General features: G+C 68.3%; 20 protein-coding genes and 1 riboswitch. Of the genes, 16 read left to right on the top strand and 4 right to left on the bottom strand.

Annotation, left to right across the window (positions count from 1 at the left end; all coding sequences use genetic code 11):
* Positions 1-38: 38 nt before the first annotated feature.
* Together AWB94_RS31990 and AWB94_RS31985 are read left to right on the top strand one after the other, a co-directional pair.
* Positions 39-680, top strand: coding sequence for a LysM peptidoglycan-binding domain-containing protein (locus AWB94_RS31990; protein WP_062656940.1), 642 nt, complete (start codon positions 39-41; stop codon positions 678-680).
* A 138-nt stretch (positions 681-818) separates the two neighbouring features.
* Positions 819-1,583, top strand: a complete 765-nt coding sequence (locus AWB94_RS31985) for an Rv1815 family serine proteinase (protein ID WP_234811954.1) — start codon at positions 819-821, stop codon at positions 1,581-1,583.
* Here the strand turns inward: AWB94_RS31985 and AWB94_RS31980 are convergent.
* Complete coding sequence (locus AWB94_RS31980) at positions 1,496-1,936, bottom strand: nitroreductase/quinone reductase family protein (protein WP_062656941.1); 441 nt, start codon at positions 1,934-1,936, stop codon at positions 1,496-1,498. The two genes, AWB94_RS31985 and AWB94_RS31980, sit on opposite strands and share 88 nt — an antisense overlap.
* Before the next feature lie 103 nt (positions 1,937-2,039).
* On the opposite strand from AWB94_RS31980, the gene AWB94_RS31975 reads away from it, so the two are divergent.
* Genes AWB94_RS31975 through AWB94_RS31965 form a run of 3 tightly spaced genes read left to right on the top strand, consistent with a single transcriptional unit; the run spans position 2,040 to position 4,801 of the window.
* Positions 2,040-2,753: a TetR/AcrR family transcriptional regulator gene (locus tag AWB94_RS31975; RefSeq protein WP_062656942.1), complete on the top strand. Its 714-nt coding sequence runs from the start codon at positions 2,040-2,042 to the stop codon at positions 2,751-2,753.
* A 45-nt stretch (positions 2,754-2,798) separates the two neighbouring features.
* Positions 2,799-3,296, top strand: coding sequence for a VOC family protein (locus AWB94_RS31970; RefSeq protein ID WP_062656943.1), 498 nt, complete (start codon positions 2,799-2,801; stop codon positions 3,294-3,296).
* Entirely contained in the window at positions 3,293-4,801 is a 1,509-nt protein-coding gene (locus AWB94_RS31965; protein ID WP_062656944.1) for an FAD-binding protein, read from the top strand. The genes AWB94_RS31970 and AWB94_RS31965 overlap by 4 nt, the downstream gene beginning before the upstream one ends.
* Here AWB94_RS31965 and AWB94_RS31960 read toward each other — a convergent pair.
* Both AWB94_RS31960 and AWB94_RS31955 read right to left on the bottom strand, forming a co-directional pair.
* Entirely contained in the window at positions 4,798-6,693 is a 1,896-nt protein-coding gene (locus AWB94_RS31960; protein WP_062656945.1) for an ABC transporter ATP-binding protein/permease, read from the bottom strand. The two genes, AWB94_RS31965 and AWB94_RS31960, sit on opposite strands and share 4 nt — an antisense overlap.
* A 26-nt stretch (positions 6,694-6,719) precedes the next feature.
* Positions 6,720-8,645, bottom strand: coding sequence for an ABC transporter ATP-binding protein/permease (locus AWB94_RS31955; RefSeq protein WP_062656946.1), 1,926 nt, complete (start codon positions 8,643-8,645; stop codon positions 6,720-6,722).
* Between the two features lie 95 nt (positions 8,646-8,740).
* On the opposite strand from AWB94_RS31955, the gene secA2 reads away from it, so the two are divergent.
* The 9 genes from secA2 (at position 8,741) to AWB94_RS31910 (ending at position 16,168) form a co-directional block, all read left to right on the top strand.
* Positions 8,741-11,092 (top strand): accessory Sec system translocase SecA2, encoded by a 2,352-nt coding sequence (secA2, locus tag AWB94_RS31950; RefSeq protein WP_457920260.1) that lies wholly within the window; start codon positions 8,741-8,743, stop codon positions 11,090-11,092.
* Between the two features lie 96 nt (positions 11,093-11,188).
* Positions 11,189-11,734: a CDP-alcohol phosphatidyltransferase family protein gene (locus tag AWB94_RS31945; protein WP_234811953.1), complete on the top strand. Its 546-nt coding sequence runs from the start codon at positions 11,189-11,191 to the stop codon at positions 11,732-11,734.
* Positions 11,727-12,632, top strand: coding sequence for a DUF881 domain-containing protein (locus tag AWB94_RS31940; RefSeq protein ID WP_062656948.1), 906 nt, complete (start codon positions 11,727-11,729; stop codon positions 12,630-12,632). The genes AWB94_RS31945 and AWB94_RS31940 overlap by 8 nt, the downstream gene beginning before the upstream one ends.
* A gap of 17 nt (positions 12,633-12,649) precedes the next feature.
* Positions 12,650-12,982: a small basic family protein gene (locus AWB94_RS31935; protein ID WP_024455738.1), complete on the top strand. Its 333-nt coding sequence runs from the start codon at positions 12,650-12,652 to the stop codon at positions 12,980-12,982.
* Positions 12,983-12,984: 2 nt separating this feature from the next.
* Positions 12,985-13,803, top strand: a complete 819-nt coding sequence (locus tag AWB94_RS31930; protein WP_062656949.1) for a DUF881 domain-containing protein — start codon at positions 12,985-12,987, stop codon at positions 13,801-13,803.
* Between the two features lie 37 nt (positions 13,804-13,840).
* Positions 13,841-14,236, top strand: a complete 396-nt coding sequence (gene gcvH / locus AWB94_RS31925; RefSeq protein WP_024455736.1) for a glycine cleavage system protein GcvH — start codon at positions 13,841-13,843, stop codon at positions 14,234-14,236.
* Between the two features lie 176 nt (positions 14,237-14,412).
* Positions 14,413-14,877 (top strand): glycogen accumulation regulator GarA, encoded by a 465-nt coding sequence (garA, locus tag AWB94_RS31920; RefSeq protein ID WP_062657051.1) that lies wholly within the window; start codon positions 14,413-14,415, stop codon positions 14,875-14,877.
* Between the two features lie 12 nt (positions 14,878-14,889).
* Positions 14,890-15,627 (top strand): transcriptional regulator FtsR, encoded by a 738-nt coding sequence (ftsR, locus tag AWB94_RS31915; RefSeq protein ID WP_084395165.1) that lies wholly within the window; start codon positions 14,890-14,892, stop codon positions 15,625-15,627.
* A gap of 46 nt (positions 15,628-15,673) precedes the next feature.
* Positions 15,674-16,168 carry a bifunctional nuclease family protein gene (locus tag AWB94_RS31910; protein WP_062656950.1) on the top strand — a complete coding sequence of 165 codons (495 nt, stop codon included), beginning with the start codon at positions 15,674-15,676 and terminating at the stop codon, positions 16,166-16,168.
* Here the strand turns inward: AWB94_RS31910 and AWB94_RS31905 are convergent.
* Positions 16,165-17,430, bottom strand: a complete 1,266-nt coding sequence (locus AWB94_RS31905; protein ID WP_062656951.1) for a YeeE/YedE thiosulfate transporter family protein — start codon at positions 17,428-17,430, stop codon at positions 16,165-16,167. The genes AWB94_RS31910 and AWB94_RS31905 overlap by 4 nt on opposite strands.
* Before the next feature lie 363 nt (positions 17,431-17,793).
* Here AWB94_RS31905 and AWB94_RS31900 point away from each other — a divergent pair, with 363 nt between their 5' ends.
* Both AWB94_RS31900 and gcvP read left to right on the top strand, forming a co-directional pair.
* Positions 17,794-18,438, top strand: a complete 645-nt coding sequence (locus AWB94_RS31900) for a MerR family transcriptional regulator (RefSeq protein WP_062656952.1) — start codon at positions 17,794-17,796, stop codon at positions 18,436-18,438.
* A gap of 13 nt (positions 18,439-18,451) precedes the next feature.
* Positions 18,452-18,550: riboswitch (glycine riboswitch) on the top strand.
* Positions 18,551-18,705: 155 nt separating this feature from the next.
* Complete coding sequence (gene gcvP / locus AWB94_RS31895) at positions 18,706-21,531, top strand: aminomethyl-transferring glycine dehydrogenase (protein ID WP_062656953.1); 2,826 nt, start codon at positions 18,706-18,708, stop codon at positions 21,529-21,531.
* The last annotated feature ends 1 nt before the right edge of the window (position 21,532 follow it).

Here is a 21,532-nt window from a genome sequence, read left to right as displayed (position 1 = left end):
CAGGCCCCGTCAACCGTCGAGACGAAGGGGAGAGCGACATGGGAGACAGGCTGCACAAAGGGGAGAAGCTGGAGCAGGGTCAATCGCTGACGTCCGAGAACGGCGCCTACCGGGCGACATTGCAGGACGACGGCAATTTCGTGCTGTACAGCGGTGACACCGCCGTCTGGTCCACCGAGACCAACGGCCAGAACGTGGTGCGCGCCGAGGTGCAGGAGGATGGCAATTTCGTCCTGTACACCCCGGACAAGCCGGTGTGGCACAGCGACACCAAGGGTGCCAAGGATGTGCGCCTGATCTTGCAGAACGACCGCAATCTGGTGTTGTACGGATTCGACGGGGTGGCCTGGGCGTCGGGGACCGATACCGATGAGGCGCCGTCGCCGCCGGCTACCGATGAGGCGCCGCCCGCGCCGCCGGTCGCCGAGCCCGCACCGGCCGATCCGGACGTCGAACTGGCTGCCCAGGAGGCCCCGGCCGAGCCTGCCTCCGCGCCGGAGCCCCCAGCACCCGAGGCGCCGCCGGCGCCGCGCACCTACACCGTCGTGCCGGGGGACACGCTGTGGGCGATCTCCGAGCGGTTCTACGGTGACGGGAACCAGTACCAGCGAATCGCCGATGCGAGCGGGGTGCCGAACCCCGATCTGATCCACCCGGGTCAGGTTCTGACCATTCCGTAATTTCCCTCGCGACACGCCGGCCCGGATTCTTGCCGTCCGGGCCGGCGTTGTTGTAACGGGATCGGGCCGTTACCCGATCTACACCTCAGCATCCCGGTAGCGTCGGACTCACCGCGGATGGAGGGATCGGAGGGATTCGTGCGCGCACGTCTGTTGAGCATCCTCGTTGCCGTTCTCGCGGCCGGTGCGCCGGTGGCCGCCGCCCCCGCATTCGCCAATCCGGGTGCCAGTCCGGGAGTCAATCCCGGTCCCACCGTCTATCCCGGCATGGAGATACGGCAGGGCAGCACCATGTGCACCCTCGGTTATGTCGACATGGCGTCGCGCTCAGCGCTGACGGCCGGTCACTGCCGCGGCGACGGACCGGTCACCGACCGGGACGGCAATGTCATCGGCGCGGTGACCCTGTCCAGGGACAACACCCCTGACGGCGCGACCATCACCGCCGATTACCAGATCACCGACTGGGAGGCCATCGCGCTGGCCCCCGACGTGCAGCTGGTCGATGTGCTGCCCGGCGGCCGTGCGCTGGTGTCCGACCCGGAGTTGGCGGTGCAGAAGCCGGGTCAGCCGGTCTGCCACTTCGGCATCGTCACCGGCGAGACCTGCGGCACCATCAACGCCGTGAACAACGGGTGGTTCACCATGACCAACGGCGTGGTCAGCCAGAAGGGCGATTCGGGCGGCCCGGTGTACGTGCCGACGGCCGACGGTCGCGCGGTGATCATCGGGTTGTTCAACAGCACCTGGGGGCAGCTGCCCGCGGCCGTCTCGTTCGAGTCCACCGGGCAGCAGATCATCGAGGCCACCGCGATTCAGTCGACCAATTCGAACACCGGTATCGAGACCGTCTTCACCCGCAGCTCGGCGTCGGTGGCATCCGGTGTCAAGCCGCCGATGTGACCCTTGACCTCCCAGAACCAGCGGTCGAGGTAGCGCTTCACCAGTTCCGGTTTGGCGGCGTCGGGAATTTCGACAGCCCTGACCTGCCGTCGTCGCCACCACGGTCCCAGCTGGACCGACCCCGCGGCCCGCGCATTGCGGGCCCATTGGGTGTTGCCGCGCGGTGAGACCAGGTAGTCGCGGCCGTCCACGCTGAGCACGTTGACCACCACGGCCTGCCATCGCCCGGTGCGCCGGCCGCGGACGCGCAGCGCCCGGGTGCCGGCGATGCTGATGCCGGCCTCGGCGAGCCAGCGGATCAGCTGATTGCCCGCCTTGGCGGTCCGGCTCGGTTCGTCGTAACGCAGGGTCATGAAATTCCTCCAATTTTTCGAGAGCGATGCTCTTGGTTTGAGCGTGCCACGCGACGCTCGACAAATCAAGAGCAGTGTTCTCGTTTCGTGGCAGACTGACCGCATGGGGAAACGGCAGGACGCGCGCGACCGTATCGAGGCCCAGATCATCGAGGTCGGCAGGCGGCACCTGGTCACCGATGGTGCGGCCGGGCTGTCGTTGCGCGCCGTGGCCAGGGACCTCGGCATGGTCTCCTCGGCGGTGTACCGCTACGTGGCCAGTCGGGACGACCTGCTGACGTTGCTGTTGGTGGACGCCTACGGGGAGCTCGCCGACGCGGTCGACGCCGCCGGAGGCGGCAATCCAGGTACCGCCGCCGCTGCTACCGCCGGAAGTGGTTCCTGGGCCGACCGGGTGGTCGCGATGGCCCATGCCGCGCGGGCGTGGGCTGTCGACCAGCCGGCGCGGTGGGCCCTGCTCTACGGAAGTCCGGTGCCCGGCTACCGCGCGCCCGCCGAGATCACGGTCGAGCCGGGCACCAGGGTGATCGCGGCGCTGATCGCCGCCATTGCCGACGGCATCACCGCCGGGGATATTCCGGATCCGAAAGACCCGCTGCCCCAACCCCTGTCGGGTGATTTCCAGGCGGTGCGCGTCGAGTACGGATTTCCCGGTGGCGATCGCGCCCTGCTCAAGTGCTTCATGCTGTGGGCCACCCTGGTGGGGGCGATCAGTCTGGAGGTCTTCGGTCAGTACGGCCCCGACACCCTGACCGACGTGCGGCCGGTCTTCGACGGCCAGATCCGGCTGGCCGTCGACGCCGTGACAGGAAACTAGAACACGTTCTAGCCACGCTGGGTGGGGCGGGATATCCTCAGATCGATGCTGAGTCAGACACCTGTCCAGATAGCCTGGGTGACGCGCGACCTGGACGCCACCGAAGCCACCTTGTCGGCGTTGCTCGGTGCGCGGCGCTGGGTGCGCATGCCTGCGGTGCACTTCGGGCCCGACGGCTGCACCTACCGCGATGCGCCCGCGGACTTCACCGCCGACATCTCGCTCAGCTACGCCGGCGACACCCAGTTGGAACTGATCGCCCCGGTGCAGGGGGCCAGCATCTACACCGAGTTCCTCGACGCCAACGGTCCCGGCCTACACCACATCTGCGTGGCGGCCCCGGATGCCGACGCGTTCGAAGCGGCCCTCGACCAGGCGCACGCACGGGGTGCTCCGGTGGTCCAGCGCGGCGTCATGCCCGGCGGTATGCGGTTCGGCTATGTCAGCGCCGCCGACGCCGGGGTCCCCTACCTCGAATATGCCTACATCCCACCCGAGATCCAGGCCTTCTTCGACCATGTGAAACAGGAGAGCAGCACGTGAGCATCACCACCCCCGACACCGTCGACGCCAAGGATGTCACCGACTGGTCCGGCGAATTCGACGTCGTCGTCGTCGGATTCGGAATCGCCGGCGGCAGTGCCGCCGTCAGTGCCGCCGCGGCCGGTGCCCGGGTACTGGTGCTGGAACGCGCCGCGGCCGCCGGTGGTACCACCTCCATGGCGGGGGGACATTTCTACCTCGGCGGCGGCACCGCCGTGCAGCAAGCCACCGGCCACCAGGACTCCGCCGAGGAGATGTACAAATACCTGGTCGCGGTGTCCAAGGACCCGGAACTGGACAAGATCCGCGCCTACTGCGAAGGCAGCGTCGAGCATTTCAATTGGCTTGAGGATCTCGGGTTCCAGTTCGAGCGCAGCTTCTACCCGGGCAAGGTGGTGGTGCCGCCGGGCACCGAGGGGCTGTCCTATACCGGCAACGAGAAGGTGTGGCCGTTCTGCGAGCAGGCCAAGCCGGCGCCGCGCGGGCATTCGGTTCCGGTGCCGGGCGAGCTGGGCGGCGCCGATATGGTGATCCAGCTCCTGCTGAAGCGGGCGGCCGAGCTCGGCGTCGAAATCCGTTATGAGACAGGGGCCACCAACCTGGTGGTCGACGACGGTGCGGTGGTCGGGGTGAGCTGGAAGAACTTCGGCAACACCGGTGCCGTCAAGGCCGGGGCCGTCGTCATCGCCGCGGGGGGGTTCGCGATGAACCCCGAGATGGTCGCCGAATACACACCCGCGCTGGGCAAGAAGCGCAAGACCAAGCACCACGGCGAAGTCGAGCCCTACATCCTGGGCAACCCCCACGATGACGGGCTCGGCATCCGACTCGGGGTGTCCGCCGGTGGGGTGGCCAAAAACCTCGACGGACTGTTCATCACCGCGGCGGCCTACCCGCCGGAGATCCTGCTGACCGGCGTGATCGTCAACAACCAGGGCCGGCGCTTCGTGGCCGAGGATTCCTACCACTCGCGCACGTCGGCGTTCGTGCTGCGCCAGCCCGATCAGCAGGCGTATCTGATCGTGGACGAGGCGCACATGCAGATGCCCGAGATGCCGCTGATCAAGTTCATCGACGGCTACGAGACTATCGCCGAAGTCGAAGCGGCACTGGGCATTCCGGCCGGCAATCTGGCCGCCACCCTGCAGCGCTACAACGCCGGCGCGGCCGACGGCGAGGATCCGGACTTCCACAAGCAGCCCGACTACATCGCCGCGCAGGACACCGGACCGTTCGCAGCGTTCGACCTGTCCCTCGGGGTGGCGATGTACTCCGGATTCACCATGGGTGGACTGGCCGTGTCACTGGACGGGGAGGTGCTTCGTGAGGACGGCAGCGCGGTGCCCGGGCTGTACGCCGCCGGCGCCTGCGCGTCGAACATCGCCCAGGACGGCGAGGGCTACGCCAGCGGAACGCAATTGGGTGAGGGTTCCTTCTTCGGGCGCCGGGCCGGAGGACACGCCGCGCGCCGGACGGGGGCACACGCAGGCAGGCCGGCCGGCTAGACCGGCGTCAGCCGCCACCGGCCCGCGCCGAGCAGTTCCAACCGCTGACGGTGGTGACGGTCGACGCTGTCGCGGTGGCTGACACTGACCACGATGGTGTCGGGCAGCGCGTCGCGCAACGTGCGGTACATCGCGAATTCCTGCCCCGGATCCAGTGCCGAGGTGGCCTCGTCCAGGAACACCGCCGCCGGCCGGGCCAGCAGCACCCTGGCGAACGCGATGCGCTGCTGTTCGCCGGGCGAAAGCTGTTTGCCCCAGTCGGTTTCCTCGTCCAACCGGGCGGTCAGATGCCCCAGCGTGACGGCGTCGAGCGCGGCGCGGATGGCGTCGTCGGGGTAACTGCCGGGCGGGGCCGGGTAGCCGACGACGGCGCGCAGGTCACCGAGCGGGGCGTAGGGCAGCTGGGACAGGAACATCGCGTCGGCCGGGTGGGCCACCGAACCCGAGGCGTAGGGCCACATTTGGGCCACACTGCGCAGCAGGGTCGTCTTCCCGGTGCCCGACGGGCCGGTGATCACCAAGGTGTCGCCGGGGCTCAGCCGCAGGTCCAGCGCGTCGACGAGCTGGTCACCGAGCGGCGAGCGCACCCGCACATCGGCGATCGTGACCCCGCCGTCGTCGCTGTCCGTCGCCGTCAATCGCGGTAGCGCCCTGGCCTGTTCATTGGCGGTGACCAAGCCGTCCAGCCGGATGATGGCCGCGCGGTAGCCGGCGAACGCGTCGTACACGGCGCGGAAGAAGCTCAACGAGCTCTGCACCGAACCGAACGCCCCGGCCGACTGCATGACGTCACCGAACTTGAGCTCACCGGCGAACAGTCGGGGCGCCTGCACCACCAGCGGCAGGGGCGAGATGATCTGGCTGATGGACCGGTTCCAGCCCAGGAACGCCACCCCGCGCAGCACCAGTCTGCGGTAGTTGGCGATGATCGCCGCGAACCGGCCGCCCAGGGTGCGCCGCTCGGCGTCCTCGCCGCGGTACAGGCTGACCGCCTCGGCGGCGTCCCGGATACGAACCAGCGCGTAGCGGAACGCCGCATTGGTCCGTTCGTTGCGGAAGGTCAGCCCGATGATCGGGCGGCCGATCCAGAACGCGACCACCGTCGTCATCGCCACCCACAGCAACGCCAGCCAGAACAGGGCCTTGGGAATCGTCACCCCCAGGATCGTCAGCGGCCCGGCCAGGTTCCACAGGATCGGCGTGAACGCGACGACGGACAGCACCGCGTTGACGGTGCCGAACACCAGGGTCTGCGCGGTCCCCACCGTCGGGGTGTTGGTCTCGGGCCCGGTGCCGGTGGTGAACACGTCGATGTCCTGCTGGATGCGCTGATCGGGGTTGTCGACCGGTTGGCCGCCGAACGCACCGAGGAACCGCCCGCGGTAGTAGGCCTGGTCATCGAGCCAGTCACCGGTGAGATGCCGGGTCAGCCACACCCGCCACCGAATGATGAAGTACTGCATGAGGTACAGGTCCAGCAGGGTGCGGGTGATATCGGCGGCGACCAGCGCCACGAAGATCAGGATCGATTTCCAGAACCCGTCGATACCGGAATCGCGCACCGCAGCATTGCCGGAGCTGGCGCCCTCGAAGGCGACCTGCAGTGCGGTGGACTGGTCGTTGGCGTAGTAGCTGAACAGCACGTCCATCCGGACCGAGACCATCACCGACAGCAGTAGCGCACCCAGCAGAGTCCATACCGGGATGCTCTGGCGCCCAACGAAATACCCGCCTGTGACGTGCCAGAACTGCCGGCCCCAGCCGGTGTACCTGGCGAGGAACGCGGTGACCGCCACCATGACGACCGCGCTGATCGTCCACGCCTTGGTGACCCACCACAGCGACGCGAGGATCTCGTTTCCCCAGTCCAGTGACTGGCTGAACATCTCCATGCCGGGAAGCTACCCGGCGCGGGCGCTCACACGGGGGTGACTTGGTCCTCGACATCGCGACCCACGTCGCCGAGCGACCAGCGCCCGGCGCCGTGCAGATGCAGATGCTTCTCGTGGTGCTGGCCCACGGTGCTGCGGTGGGTGACGCTGACCAGGATGGTCTCCGGCAGCTCCTCCCGGATCAACGCATACATGGTGTACTCCAGGCCCTCGTCGAGCGCGGAGGTGGCCTCGTCCATGAACACCGCCCGCGGTCGCGTCAGTAGCACCCGCGCGAACGCGATGCGCTGCTGCTCGCCGGGGGAGAGCACCTTGGCCCAGTCGGCCACCTCGGCCAGCCGCTTGGAGCATTGCGGCAGGGACACCTTCTGCAGCGCCCAGTGCAACCGCTCGTCGGGGATGCTGCCCGGCTCCTGCGGATAGGACACCACTGCCCGCAGATCGCCGAGCGGCACGTACGGCATCTGCGACAGGAACATCGTCTCGTTGTCGGCCTGCGGGTAGCGGAACGTCCCGGAGGTGAACGGCCACAACTGGGCCATGCTGCGCAGCAGCGTCGTCTTGCCCGCCCCCGACCGGCCGGTGACGATCAGGGTGTCACCACTTTCCAGCTGCAGGTTCAGATCCTCGATCAGCGATTCGCCCAACGGGGTGCGCACCTCGACACCGTCGAGTTCGACCAGGCAGCTTTGGCTGGGTTCGCAGGTCAGCTCGGGCAGCGCCCGGCCCTCCTCGTTGGCGACGACCAGGCCGTGCAGACGGATGATGGACGCCCGCCAGCCGGCGAACTGGTCATAGGTGTTGCGGAAGTATGACAGGCCGCCCTGGATCTGGCTGAACGCCGAGGACGTCTGCGAGATGTCACCGAGCTTGATCTGCCCGGCGAACATCCGTGGTGCCTGGATGATCCACGGCAGCGGGACAATGATCTGGCTGATCGAAAGGTTCCAGCCGTAGAACTTCACGGACCGGTTGATGAAGCGTTTGTAGTTGTCCACGACGGGAGCGAAGCGTTCCCGCAGCTGCACCCGCTCGGCGTTCTCGCCGCGGTAGAAGGCCACCGCTTCGGCGGCGTCCCGCAAACGCACCAGGGCGTACCGGAAGGCGGCGTTGAACTTCTCGTTCCGGAAGCTCAATTCGATGATCGGCCGGCCGATCCAGAACGCGATGATCGTGGCCACCACGACGTAGACGATGCCGATCCAGAACATCGCCCTGGGCAGCGTGGCACCGAACAAGGAGAGGTCACCGGACAGGTTCCAGAGGATGACGGCGAACGAGCCGACGCTCACGATCGCCTCGATCGCCCCGAACAGCAACATGTTGGCGCTCAGCGTGTTGGGGTTGGCCGGCAGCGGGCCCGCGCCGTTGGTGAAGATGTCGATATCGGACTGGATGCGCTGGTCCGGGTTGTCGATGGTGTCGTCGATGAACCGGGCGCGGTAGTAGGCCTTACCGTCCAGCCAGTCGCCGGTCAGATGACCCGTCAGCCATGCGCGCCAGCGAATCAGGAACCGCTGGGTGACGAAGAGGTCCAACATGACGCGGGCGACGTGCACCGTCGCCAACACGGCGAAGTGCGCCCACGCCCACCAGAAGCCGCTGACGCCGGAGTCCTTGAGGGCCTGGTTGTCGCTGCCGATGCCCTCGAACGCCGTCTGTGCGGCGCTCATCATGTCGTTGCCCTGGTAACTCAGCAACACGTCGAGGCGGACCCCGATGATCACCGACAGCAGGATGCCGGACAGCCACAACCACACCACGACGCTCTCGCGGCCCCTGAAATAGTCACCGGTGATCCGCCAGAACTGCCGGCCCCAGGTGGTGAAGCGCGCGATCAGGAAGAGGATGATCAGAGTCGGAATCGCCGTATACAGCCAGACCATGGCGATCCACCACAGCGATTTCGGTAGCTCGGCGCCCCAATCCAGCGTGGGGGTGAACATATCCATCCCGGCAAGGTACCGCTCCAACCCGGCAAGGGCGCCTTATGGGTGGTCAGCCCGTCCGTGCCGGCATGGGCTCCGCGTACCGTATGACTGTGGCTGTGAGTTCCAAACCCTCGAAGACCCCCACGACTGCCAAGCAGGGCCGCTTGAGCAATCGGTTCTGGAAGCTGCTGGGCGCCAGCACCGACAAGGACCAGGCCAGGTCGATGACGCTGGTCCGCGAATCGGCGAAGTTCGACGAGAAGGCCGCCGACCTCGACGACGAGCAGCTGCGTAAGGCCGCCGGCCTGCTGAACCTGGACGCCCTCGCCGAGTCCGCCGACATCCCGCAGTTCCTGGCCATCGCCAGGGAAGCCGCCGAGCGCGCCATTGCGCTGCGTCCATTCGACGTGCAGCTGCTCGGCGCCCTGCGGATGCTGGCCGGGGACGTGGTGGAGATGGCCACCGGTGAGGGCAAGACGCTGGCCGGGGCGATTGCCGCGGCCGGTTATGCCATCGGCGGGCGCAAGGTGCACGTCATCTCGGTCAACGACTATCTGGCCCGCCGCGACGCCGAATGGATGGGCCCGCTGCTGGCGGCGATGGGTCTGACGGTCGGCTGGATCACCGCCGACTCCACCGCGGCCCAACGCCGGGACGCCTACGCCTGCGACATCGTGTACGGCTCGGTCAACGAGATCGGCTTCGACGTGCTGCGCGATCAGCTGGTTACCTCCGTCGACGACCTGGTGTCACCCAGCCCTGACGTCGCCCTCATCGACGAAGCCGACTCCGTGCTGGTCGACGAGGCCCTGGTACCCCTGGTGCTGGCCGGAACCTCGCACCGGGAGAGCCCGCGGCTGGAGATCATCCGGTTGGTCGGCGAGCTGGCGCCGGGAACCGACTACGAGACCGACGCCGAACGGCGCAACGTGCAACTCACCGACGTCGGGGCCCGCAAGCTGGAGAAGGCGCTCGGCGGCATCGACATCTACTCCGAGGAGAACGTCAGCACCACGCTGACCGAGGTGAACGTCGCGCTGCACGCGCACGTGCTGCTGGAGCGCGATGTGCACTACATCGTGCGCGACAACGCCGTGCACCTGATCAACGCCTCCCGCGGCCGGATCGCCTCGCTGCAGCGTTGGCCGGACGGACTGCAGGCCGCGGTCGAGGCCAAGGAAGGCATCGAGATCACCGAAACCGGTGAGGTCCTGGACACCATCACGGTGCAGGCGCTGATCAACCGGTACCCGACGGTGTGCGGCATGACCGGCACCGCCCTGGCCGCCGGCGAGCAGTTGCGTCAGTTCTACAAGCTGGGGGTGTCGCCCATCCCGCCGAACACCCCGAACATCCGCGAGGACGAGCCGGACCGGGTGTACATCACCGCCGCCGCCAAGAACGCCGCCATCATCGAGCACATCGCCGAGGTGCACCGGACCGGGCAGCCCATCCTGGTCGGCACCCGCGACGTCGCCGAATCCGAGGAGCTGCACGAGCGGCTGCTCAAGGCCGGCATCCCGGCCGTGGTGCTCAACGCCAAGAACGACGCGGAAGAGGCCGCCGTGATCGCCGAGGCGGGCACCCTGAACCGGGTGACCGTGTCGACCCAGATGGCCGGCCGCGGTACCGACATCCGACTGGGCGGATCCGACGTTGACGACCATGCCGCCGAAAAAGACCGGGTTGCGGAGCTGGGTGGGCTGCACGTCATCGGCACCGGCAGGCACTTCACCGAGCGGCTGGACAATCAGCTGCGCGGCCGGGCCGGGCGCCAGGGCGACCCGGGGTCCTCGGTGTTCTTCTCCAGCTGGGAGGACGACGTGGTGGTCGCCCATCTGGAACCGAACAAGCTGCCCCTGCAGGTCGACGAGGACGGCCGGATCACCAGCCCCAAGGCCGCCGCCCTGCTCGACCACGCGCAACGTGTCGCCGAGGGCAAACTGCTTGACCTGCATGCCAATACGTGGCGGTACAACCAGCTGACGGCGCAGCAGCGGGCCATCCTGGTGGACCGGCGCAACACGCTGCTGACCACCCCGGCGGCCCGCGAGGAATTGGCCGAGCGTTCACCCAAGCGGTACGAACAGATCGCCGAGCAGGTGTCCGAGGAGCGGCTGGAGGAGATCGCCCGGCTCATCATGCTGTACCACCTGGACCGTGGCTGGGCCGATCACTTGGCCTATCTGGCCGATATCCGGGAGAGCATCAGCCTGCGCGCGCTGGGCAGGCAGAATCCGCTCGACGAGTTCCACCGGATGGCCGTGGACGCGTTCGCCTCGCTGGCCGCCGATGCCATCGAGGCCGCGCAACAGACCTTCGAAACGGCCAATATCGTCGACGGTGAAGTGGGACTGGACCTTTCCCGGCTGGCCCGGCCGACGTCCACGTGGACCTACATGATCCACGACGATCCGATGGCCGACGATTCCATGTCTGCGCTGAGTCTGCCTGGCGTGTTCCGCTAGGTTTAGCCCGTGGGGAGGCCTACCGGGGCGAGCGGAGCGACGGGAAAAGAACCCGGGGCGAGCGGAGCGACGGGAAAAGTACCCGGCGATCGGGTGTTGACCATCCCCAACGCGCTGAGCGTGCTGCGCCTGGCGCTGGTGCCGGTGTTCCTCTACCTGCTTCTGGTGCTGCACGCCAACGGTTTCGCCGTCGCGGTGCTGATGTTCAGCGGTTTCTCCGACTGGGCCGACGGCAAGATCGCCCGGCTCGTCGACAACCAGTCGTCGCGGCTGGGGGAGCTGCTCGATCCGGCGGTGGATCGCATCTACATGGTGGTGATCCCGCTGGCGCTGGCGGCCGCCGGCGTGGTGCCGTGGTGGTTCGTCGCGGTGCTCATCGCGCGCGATCTGCTGCTGGCCGCGACCCTGCCGGTGCTGCGCCGGTACGGACTGACCGCCCTGCCGGTCACCTACATCGGCAAGGCCGCCACGTTCGCGTTGATGTCCGGTTTCCCGCTGGTGTTGCTCGGCCAGTTCGACGCGTTGTGGAGCCGGGTGGTGCTGGCCATCGGCTGGGCGTTCCTGATCTGGGGAATCGTGCTGTACTTGTGGTCGGCCGTGCTGTACCTGGTGCAGGTCGGGTTGGTGATCCGGCGTGGTTGACCCGTCGCGCTCGCTGGGCGGGTTCGAGCCCCACGTCGGGCTCAACGCGCACGAAGCGGGTGCGCCGCAACGCATCCCGGTGCCGTCGTTGCTGCGTTCGCTGCTCACCGATCACCTCGACCCCGGGTACGCCGCCGCGGCCCGTGCCCGCGCCGAAGGGCGGACCCGGCGGCTTGGCTGGATGTGGCACCTGATCGCAGGACTGAGCGTGGCGACGGTGTTCGCCGCCGCGGTGTCCCAGGCGCAGTCGGTGGCACCGGCCAACCGGGAGTCCCAGCAGGTGCTCTCCGGCAGTGTCCGCGCCGCCGAAGCCCGCACCGATGCGTTGACCGCGAGCCGGGACGCGCTGAGCAGCAGGGTGGAGGGCGAGCGGCGCAGCCGGCTGGCCGGTGACGAGCGCGGGCGGGCGTTGCTGGCCGACCTCGACCGGGCGGCGTTCGCCGCGGCCGCGACGCCGGTGATCGGGCCGGGACTGGCCGTGGTGATCACCGATCCGGGCGTATCGCGCGATCTCACCGATGTGTCCAAGCAGCGCGTCGCGGGCAGCCGGCAGGTGATCCTGGATCGCGATCTGCAGCTGGTCGTCAACTCGCTGTGGGTCAGTGGCGCCGAGGCGATCGCCGTGGGCGGCGTGCGCATCGGGCCCAACGTCACCATCCGGCAGGCCGGCGGCGGCATCCTGGTCGATAATCAGCCCATCAGCAGCCCCTACGCCGTCACCGTGATCGGGCCTCCGCATGCCATGCAGGAGGCCTTCGGTCACAGTGCGGGCCGGCAGCGGCTGGCCCTGCTGGAGAGGTCCTACGGCGTCGGCGTCACGGTCAGCACCGGGGATGCCCTCACCGTGCCGGCCAGTTCGGTGCGAGACCTCCGCTTCGCCAAGCAGATTGGGCCCTAGAAAGCTGTGAGACAGTCATGATCGGAATCGCCGCACTGGTCGTCGGCATCGTGTTGGGCCTGGTGTTCCACCCCAGCGTTCCCGAGGCCATCCAGCCCTACCTGCCGATCGCGGTGGTGGCCGCACTCGATGCGGTGTTCGGCGGATTGCGCGCCTACCTGGAACGGATCTTCGACGCCAAGGTGTTCGTGGTGTCCTTCGTGTTCAACGTGCTGGTGGCCGCCCTCATCGTCTACGTGGGCGACCAACTCGGTGTCGGCACCCAACTGTCCACCGCGATCATCGTCGTGCTCGGCATCCGCATCTTCGGCAATGCGGCCGCGTTGCGGCGCCGGTTGTTCGGGGCTTGACCGTGTCCGACGAGCACGCTGCACCGCACGAGGCCGAAGAGCCGCATCACGGCCGCCACGAACGCGAGCCGGGTACCGAGCCGGCGAAACGCCGCACCCGGTCCCAGCGGGTGTTCGGGGCGCTGGCCGCGGTGCTCATCCTGTTGCTCGGTGTGGCGATCGTCACCCAGGTGCGCCAGACCGAGTCCGGCGACTCTCTGGAGACGGCCCGCCCCGCGGACCTGCTGGTGCTGCTGGATTCCCTGCAGCAGCGCGAGGCCGCGCTGAACACCGAGGTGGCCGAGCTGCAGCGGACGCTGTCGGCGCTGCAGGCCTCCGGCAGCAGCGATCAGGCGGCCATCGAGAACGCCCAAGCCCGGCTGGCCGCGCTGTCCATCCTGATCGGCACGGTCGCCGCGACCGGGCCGGGCGTGAGCATCGTGATCGACGACACGGCCCGCGGCGTGTCACCGGAAACCCTGCTGGATGTGATCAACGAGTTGCGCAACGCGGGGGCCGAGGCCATGCAGGTCGGTACCGGCGGGCTGGGCGGGGGAGAGCGCAGCGACCCGGGGATCGGATCCGTCAGAGTCGGGGTGGACACCTGGGTGGTGGGCGCCCCGGGCGCGCTGACCATCGACGACAAGACCCTGGGTCCGCCGTATTCGGTTCTGGCCATTGGTGATCCACCGACACTGGCGGCGGCGATGAACATTCCCGGCGGCGCGATCGACAGCGTCGAGCGGGTCGGCGGCACCATGACCGTCAGCCAGTCCGAACGCATCGAGGTGACCGCCTTGCGGCAACCGAAACCTCGCCAATACGCTCAGCCAGTCAAATGAGCAGTGCCCGCCCTCAGTTCGCAGCCAAAGGAGCGCCGTGAGCGAAATCCCAGCCGACCTGCAGTACACCTCCGAGCACGAGTGGGTGCAGCGTACGGGTGACACCACCGTGCGGGTCGGGATCACCGACTATGCCCAAGCGGCACTCGGTGATGTCGTGTTCGTACAACTGCCCGACGTCGGCGCCGAGGTGACCGCGGGGGAGTCTTTCGGTGAGGTGGAGTCGACCAAATCGCTGTCGGACCTCTACGCCCCGCTGACCGCGAAAGTCGTTGCGGTGAACGGCGAGCTGGAGGGCAGCCCGGAGTTGGTCAATTCCGATCCGTACGGCGACGGCTGGCTGATCGAACTCGAGCTGGACGCCGCGGCCCTGGCCAGCGGTTTGGCCGAATTGCTCGACGCGGATGCCTACCGAGGCGTGGTGTCCGAGTAACGAGTTGTTAGGGTTTTGCCCATCGGTTCAGATGACCGACGGGCGTGACCGGATCCGGCCGTGGTGGACCCAACGGGACCCACGGCGCGGTACGGTCGATATCGACGTATGACGGCTGGGAGTTCGATGCCCGGCCACCGGGCAACACGCCACAGCAGCCAGCAGAGGAGCAGCGGGTGACGGAGAACAGCAACACCGGGGCCGACCAGACGTCCGACGAAGTCACCGTGGAGACGACATCGGTATTCCGCGCTGATTTCCTCAACGAACTGGACGCCCCGGCCGCGACGAGCAGCGAGTCCTCCGTGTCGGGGGTCGAGGGCCTGCCGGCCGGCTCGGCGCTGCTCGTCGTCAAGCGCGGCCCCAACGCGGGCTCGCGCTTCCTGCTCGACCAGCCCACCACCTCGGCGGGCCGGCATCCCGACAGCGACATCTTTCTCGACGACGTGACCGTCAGCCGCCGGCACGCCGAGTTCCGTCTGGAGACCGGCGAGTTCCAGGTTGTCGACGTCGGTAGCCTCAACGGCACCTACGTCAATCGGGAGCCCGTCGACTCGGCGGTGCTGGCCAACGGTGACGAGGTGCAGATCGGTAAGTTCCGGCTGGTGTTCCTCACCGGGCCCAAGTCCGACGACGCCTGACGCGAACCCGGGATGACCCAACCGGACCCGGGATTCACCGGGATGTCGATCGGAGCGGTGCTCGATCTGCTGCGCCCCGACTTCCCCGACGTGACCATCTCGAAGATCCGGTTCCTGGAGGCCGAGGGGCTGGTCACGCCGGAACGGTCGGCGGCCGGGTACCGGCGGTTCACCGCGTACGACTGCGCACGACTGCGGTTCATCCTGACCGCGCAGCGCGACCAGTATCTGCCGCTGAAGGTGATCAAGGCGCAGTTGGACGCCCTGCCCGACGGTGAGCTGCCGACCGGCGGAAGCGCTTATGCGGTACCGCGTTTGGTGCCCGTGACGCCGACGGCCACCGACCGGCACGAGGCGGCCGCCGCGGTCGCTCCGGCGCAGGTTCGGTTGAGCAGGGAGGACCTGCTGGAACGGTCCGGGGTGGACGCCGCGCTGCTGGCCGCACTGGTCACCGCGGGCATCATCCGGCCCGGGCCGGCGGGTTTCTTCGACGAGCATTCGGTGCTGATCGCCCAGTGCGCGCGGGCGCTGGCCGATTACGGCGTCGAGCCGCGGCATCTGCGGGCTTTCCGGTCCGCCGCCGACCGGCAGTCCGATCTGATCGCGCAGATTGCCGGTCCGGTCGCCGCCGCGGGTAACGCCGGCGCCCGGGACCGGGCCGATGACCTGGCCCGTGAGGTGGCCGCGTTGGCGATCACGTTGCACACGTCGCTGATCAAATCGGCTGTGCGCGACGTTCTGGATCGCTGAGGACTAGACTTTTCGGTGACGGCATCGTCATGGAGGGCAGACGCAGATGGGTGAGGTTCGGGTAGTCGGTATTCGCGTTGAGCAGCCTCAGAATCAGCCTGTACTGCTGCTGCGTGAATCCGATGGTGACCGCTACCTGCCGATCTGGATCGGCCAGTCGGAGGCCGCCGCCATCGCCCTCGAACAACAGGGTGTCGAGCCGTCGCGGCCGCTGACCCACGATCTGATCCGGGATTTGATTGCTGCGCTTGGGCACTCGCTGAAAGAGGTGCGGATCGTCGACCTGCAGGAAGGCACCTTTTACGCCGACCTGATCTTCGATCGCGATATCAAGGTGTCGGCTCGCCCGTCGGATTCGGTGGCCATCGCATTACGCGTCGGCGTGCCCATCTACGTCGAGGAGGCGGTGCTGGCCGAGGCCGGGCTGCTGATCCCGGACGAGACCGACGACGAGTCCTCGGGCCCGGTGCGCGAGGACGAGGTCGAGAAATTCAAGGAGTTCCTCGACAGCGTGTCGCCGGACGATTTCAAGGCCACTTAACCGCGGCTCGTGCCACTGGCGGTGCGGTCTTCTGCTTCCGCGGTGACCGACCAGCCCGCATCTCGGTAGACAACGCGGGCCGTGACGACCATCGCCGCGAGCATCGAGGCGGTGAACAGCCAGGCGCTCACCGACAGTTGGATACCGCCGCTGAGAGTGTGTCCGCTCGTGCATCCACCGGCCATCCTGGCGCCGAACAGCGTCAGAAACGATCCCAGGAACACCGCGGCCGCCCGGTTGGCGCGCCCCGGTCCGAAGCGGTGCCGCCAGGACGGCGGGACGACTGGGCGGAATCCGGTGAACCTGCCACTGATGAACCTGGCAGCCAGGAAGCCCCCGACCAGAACCCCGAGGTCGCTGAGCGGTTCCCAGCCGATACCGCGGATGACCTGGTGCGAATAGGCGAAATCGGGCATGAACAACTCGCCGACGAGCCACGAATAGGTGGTGGACTGGCCGAACGGCTGGCGGAGGAATATGGACAACACCACGAGCGCGGCGACACCCGTGGCGACCACGGCGACCGTGCGGGTGAAAAAGGCGGGGTGTGCCACCTGATCTCGGTAGATCCGTTCGAACCACGGTCGGCGTCGGCCGGCCCTTTCGTCGACACCTTCGTAGAGGTAGGCGATGGTGTCGTGCATCATCCGGCGTTCGAATTCGGAGGGCGTCGCCCCCGAAAGCTCGCGAAGGCAACAACGTTCACCTCCACGAAACCGCGGCAGGTACCTCAGCAGCGCGAAGGCCAGCGCCGCGTAGCCGACCGCAATGGCGAGCATTCGCGCGGTGGCCTGCGCGTTCAGGTATCCGCCCGCGACGAGGCCACCGTAGTTGGCGGTCGTTGTCAGCCACTGGCCGACGGGCGTGCCGAAAAGCGCCGTCCAGGCCGCCGCACCGAGCAACCCGCCGGGGATCGCGGCCAACGCGTCTCGCCGACCTTCGCCCAGGGCGATCAGGGCGGTGCCGGGGAAGTATCCGCTGATTGCCGCTCCGGTGCCGAACAGCACGCCACCCGCGATGATTCCGAAGACGAACAGCGGCTTCGGTGCGAAGTGCATCGGGACGCCCAGGGCGTGCAGGCCATAGAGCAGTACGGCGCCCACCGCCGTGACGAACAGGAAGCAGCCCAACAACAACCGGTCGACCAACCGGGCGGCGCGAATAACGGTCTCGGGGTTACCGATTCCCCACAGTCCGGCGACGATGCCGAAGGCCGCTCCGATCGGCAGAGCAACCCCGAGTGGCGCGGTGACCCCGCTCATGACGAGACGCCGAAGGTGACCGGCGGTGTGGAGGGTGTGGCGGGACGGAAAAGCGGCATATACAACCTAATACCCCTTGGGGTATCAGGTTGTCACTGTGACGTCGAGCAGCATCGGCGGGACCGCTCAGGCGGTGCGGCGGCAGGCGAGCCGTCGAGGTCACGGATACATCTCGTGACCTCGACACGCGGGCCGTGTGTGGGATGACCGGGAAACGGGCAGCCATACTTTTCAACGACGACGAGCAGTAACCGGACAGTGTTGGGCGTATGCTCGACACATTCGAAACTGGGCAGATGAGGCGTGGTAGCAGGCTGCCGCGCAGGTCATGCAGCCGGAATCGATCGGCGGAGAGGATGGATTGTGGGCGACACGCCACGCACGCCACATCAGGGGGAGTTGGATCTGTCGACCACCAGCGGCCCCGAGGCCGGTCAAGTCCCGGCGGTGAGCGGCAGCGTCGGCGAGCCCGTGCAGGCAGGTCTGTTCCCGGACGACTCGGTGCCCGACGAACTGGTGGGCTACCGCGGACCGAGTGCCTGCCAGATCGCCGGCATCACCTACCGTCAGCTCGACTACTGGGCGCGCACCTCGCTGGTGGTGCCCTCCATCCGCGGTGCGGCCGGCTCCGGCAGCCAGCGGCTGTACTCCTTCAAGGACATCCTGGTCCTCAAGATCGTCAAGCGTTTGCTGGACACCGGCATCTCGCTGCACAACATCCGCGTCGCGGTCGATCACCTGCGCCAACGCGGTGTGCAGGACCTGGCCAACATCACCCTGTTCTCCGACGGCACCACCGTCTACGAGTGCACCTCGGCCGAAGAGGTCGTCGACCTGCTGCAGGGCGGCCAGGGCGTGTTCGGCATCGCGGTCTCCGGCGCCATGCGCGAACTGACCGGCGCCATCGCCGACTTCCCGGGTGAGCGGGCCGACGGCGGCGAGTCGATCCCCGCGCCGGAGGACGAACTCGCGTCTCGTCGGAAGAGCCGCGACCGCAAGATCGGCTAAACTGGCAGCGCATCGCCCTTGCGCGGGAGAGTTCCGTGACGGCCAGTCACGGGCGCCGAAGGAGCAACACCTCTCCGTCAACCTCTCAGGCACCCCGGACCGCGCATGGCCCCGATGCCTCTGGAAAGTGGTGTGCTCAGCGCATCCGCCCATGGGGAAAGGTCGCGGCCGAGCAGGCCGCAGCCGAATCTCTCAGGCGCCCCGACAGAGGGAGAGGACGCGTCCTTCGGCGCGCGTCCCGCGCCCGCACCCAGGGGAGAGCTTCTCGTGTCTGTCCATTCCGGTTTCGCCGATCGCCACATCGGACCCGACGCCGCCGCGATCACCAGGATGCTCGAGGTCATCGGCGTCGGCTCGCTCGACGAACTGGCCGAGAAGGCGCTGCCCGCGGGCATCCTCGACGCCGTCTCCGGTGCCGGCCTGGCGCCCGGTCTCGACCTGCTGCCCCCGCCGGCCACCGAGGAGGAGTCGCTGGCCGAGCTGCGGGCGCTGGCCGACTCCAACACCGTCGCCGTCTCGATGATCGGTCAGGGCTACTACGACACGCTGACCCCGCCGGTGTTGCGCCGCAACATCCTGGAGAACCCGGCCTGGTACACCGCCTACACCCCGTATCAGCCGGAGATCAGCCAAGGCCGCCTGGAAGCGCTGCTCAACTTCCAGACCATGGTCAGCGATCTGACCGGGCTCGACGTGGCGAACGCGTCCATGCTCGACGAGGGCACCGCCGCCGCCGAGGCGATGACGCTGATGCACCGCGCGGTGAAGGGCCCGTCGAACCGGCTGGCCGTCGACGCCGACGTGTACGCGCAGACGGCGGCGGTACTGGCGACCCGGGCCGAACCGCTGGGCATCGAGATCGTCACCGCCGACCTGCGCGCCGGCCTGCCCGACGGCGATTTCTTCGGTGTCGTCGTGCAGCAGCCCGGGGCCAGTGGTGCACTGGTCGACTGGACCGACCTGATCGGGCAGGCGCACGACCGCGGCGCCCTGGTGGCAGTCGGTGCCGATCTGCTGGCGCTCACGCTGGTGGCCGCGCCCGGGGACATCGGGGCCGACGTCGCCTTCGGCACCACCCAGCGGTTCGGCGTGCCGATGGGCTTCGGCGGCCCGCACGCCGGCTACCTGGCGGTGCACACCAAGCATGCCCGGCAGCTGCCCGGCCGGCTGGTCGGCGTGTCTCAGGACGCTGACGGCAACCCGGCCTACCGGCTGAGTCTGCAGACCCGCGAACAGCACATCCGCCGGGACAAGGCGACCAGCAATATCTGTACCGCCCAGGTGCTGCTGGCGGTGATGGCCGCGATGTACGCCAGCTATCACGGCGCCGACGGGCTGGCCGCCATCGCGCGCCGGGTGCACGGCCGCGCCGCCGCGATCGCCGCCGCGCTCGGTGATGCGGTGGTGCACGACCGGTTCTTCGACACCGTGCTGGCCCGCGTGCCCGGTCGCGCCGACGAGATCGTGGCGGCGGCCAAGGCCCGCGGCATCAACCTGTGGCGGGTGGACGCCGACCACGTGTCGGTGGCCTGCGACGAGGCCACCACCGAGGCCCACGTGGCCGCGGTGCTGGAGTCGTTCGGGGTGGCGGCCGCCGAGCCGAGGGACACCGATATCGCCGATCGTGCCAGCGTGTACCTCACCCACCCGGCCTTCACCCGCTACCGCACCGAGACCGCCATGATGCGGTACCTGCGCTCGCTGGCCGACAAGGACCTGGCTCTGGACCGGACGATGATCCCGCTGGGTTCCTGCACCATGAAGCTGAACGCGGCCGCCGAGATGGAGCCGATCACCTGGCCCGAGTTCGCCCGCCAGCACCCGTTCGCGCCGGCGTCGGATACCCCGGGACTGCGCAAGCTGATCGCCGACCTGCAGGACTGGCTGACGGCGGTCACCGGTTATGACCGGATCTCGTTGCAGCCCAACGCCGGATCCCAGGGCGAATATGCCGGGCTGCTGGCCATCCAGGCCTACCACGCCGACCGTGGCCAGGGGCAGCGTGACGTCTGCCTGATCCCGTCCAGTGCGCACGGCACCAACGCGGCCTCGGCCGCCCTGGCCGGGATGCGCGTCGTGGTGGTGGCCTGCCGCGCCAACGGCGACGTCGACCTCGACGATCTGCGGGCCAAGATCGCCCACCACGCGGAAAACCTTGCCGCCCTGATGATCACGTACCCATCCACGCACGGGGTGTACGAGCACGACGTCGCCGAAATCTGCGCCGCGGTTCATGACGCCGGCGGCCAGGTGTACATCGACGGGGCCAATCTCAACGCGCTGGTCGGGCTGGCCCGGCCGGGCCGGTTCGGCGGCGACGTCAGCCACCTGAACCTGCACAAGACGTTCTGCATCCCGCACGGCGGTGGCGGCCCCGGGGTGGGGCCGGTGGCGGTGCGCTCGCACCTGGCCCCGTACCTGCCGGGGCATCCGCTGGCCGAGGAACTCGGGGACGCGCTGACCGTCTCGGCGGCGCCGTACGGGTCGGCCTCGATCCTGCCGATCACCTGGGCCTACATCCGGATGATGGGTGGGGTGGGTCTGCGCAAGGCGTCGCTCACCGCGATCGCGTCGGCCAACTACGTGGCCCGCCGGCTCGACGAGTACTACCCGGTGCTCTACACCGGGGAGAACGGCATGGTCGCCCACGAGTGCATCCTGGACCTGACCACGATCACCAAGACCACCGGCGTCACCGTCGACGACGTGGCGAAACGGTTGGCCGACTTCGGCTTCCACGCCCCGACGATGAGCTTCCCGGTGGCCGGCACGCTGATGGTGGAGCCCACCGAGAGCGAGAACCTCGACGAGGTCGACGCGTTCTGCGACGCCATGATCGCCATCCGCGCCGAGATCGACAAGGTCGGGTCGGGGGTGTGGCCGGCGGACGACAACCCCCTGCGCGGTGCCCCGCACACCGCCGAGAGCCTGCTGGTCGACGATTGGGCACACCCCTACACCCGCGAGCAGGCCGCCTACCCGCTGGGCAAGGACTTCCGGCCCAAGGTATGGCCGCCGGTGCGCCGGATCGACGCCGCGTACGGCGACCGCAACCTGGTGTGCTCCTGCCCGCCCGTGGAGGCCTTCGCCTAGT

The sequence above is a fragment of the Mycolicibacterium canariasense genome (genome assembly GCF_002101555.1).
GTDB lineage: Bacteria > Actinomycetota > Actinomycetes > Mycobacteriales > Mycobacteriaceae > Mycobacterium > Mycobacterium canariasense.
This window is presented reverse-complemented; position numbering and strand designations above follow the sequence as displayed.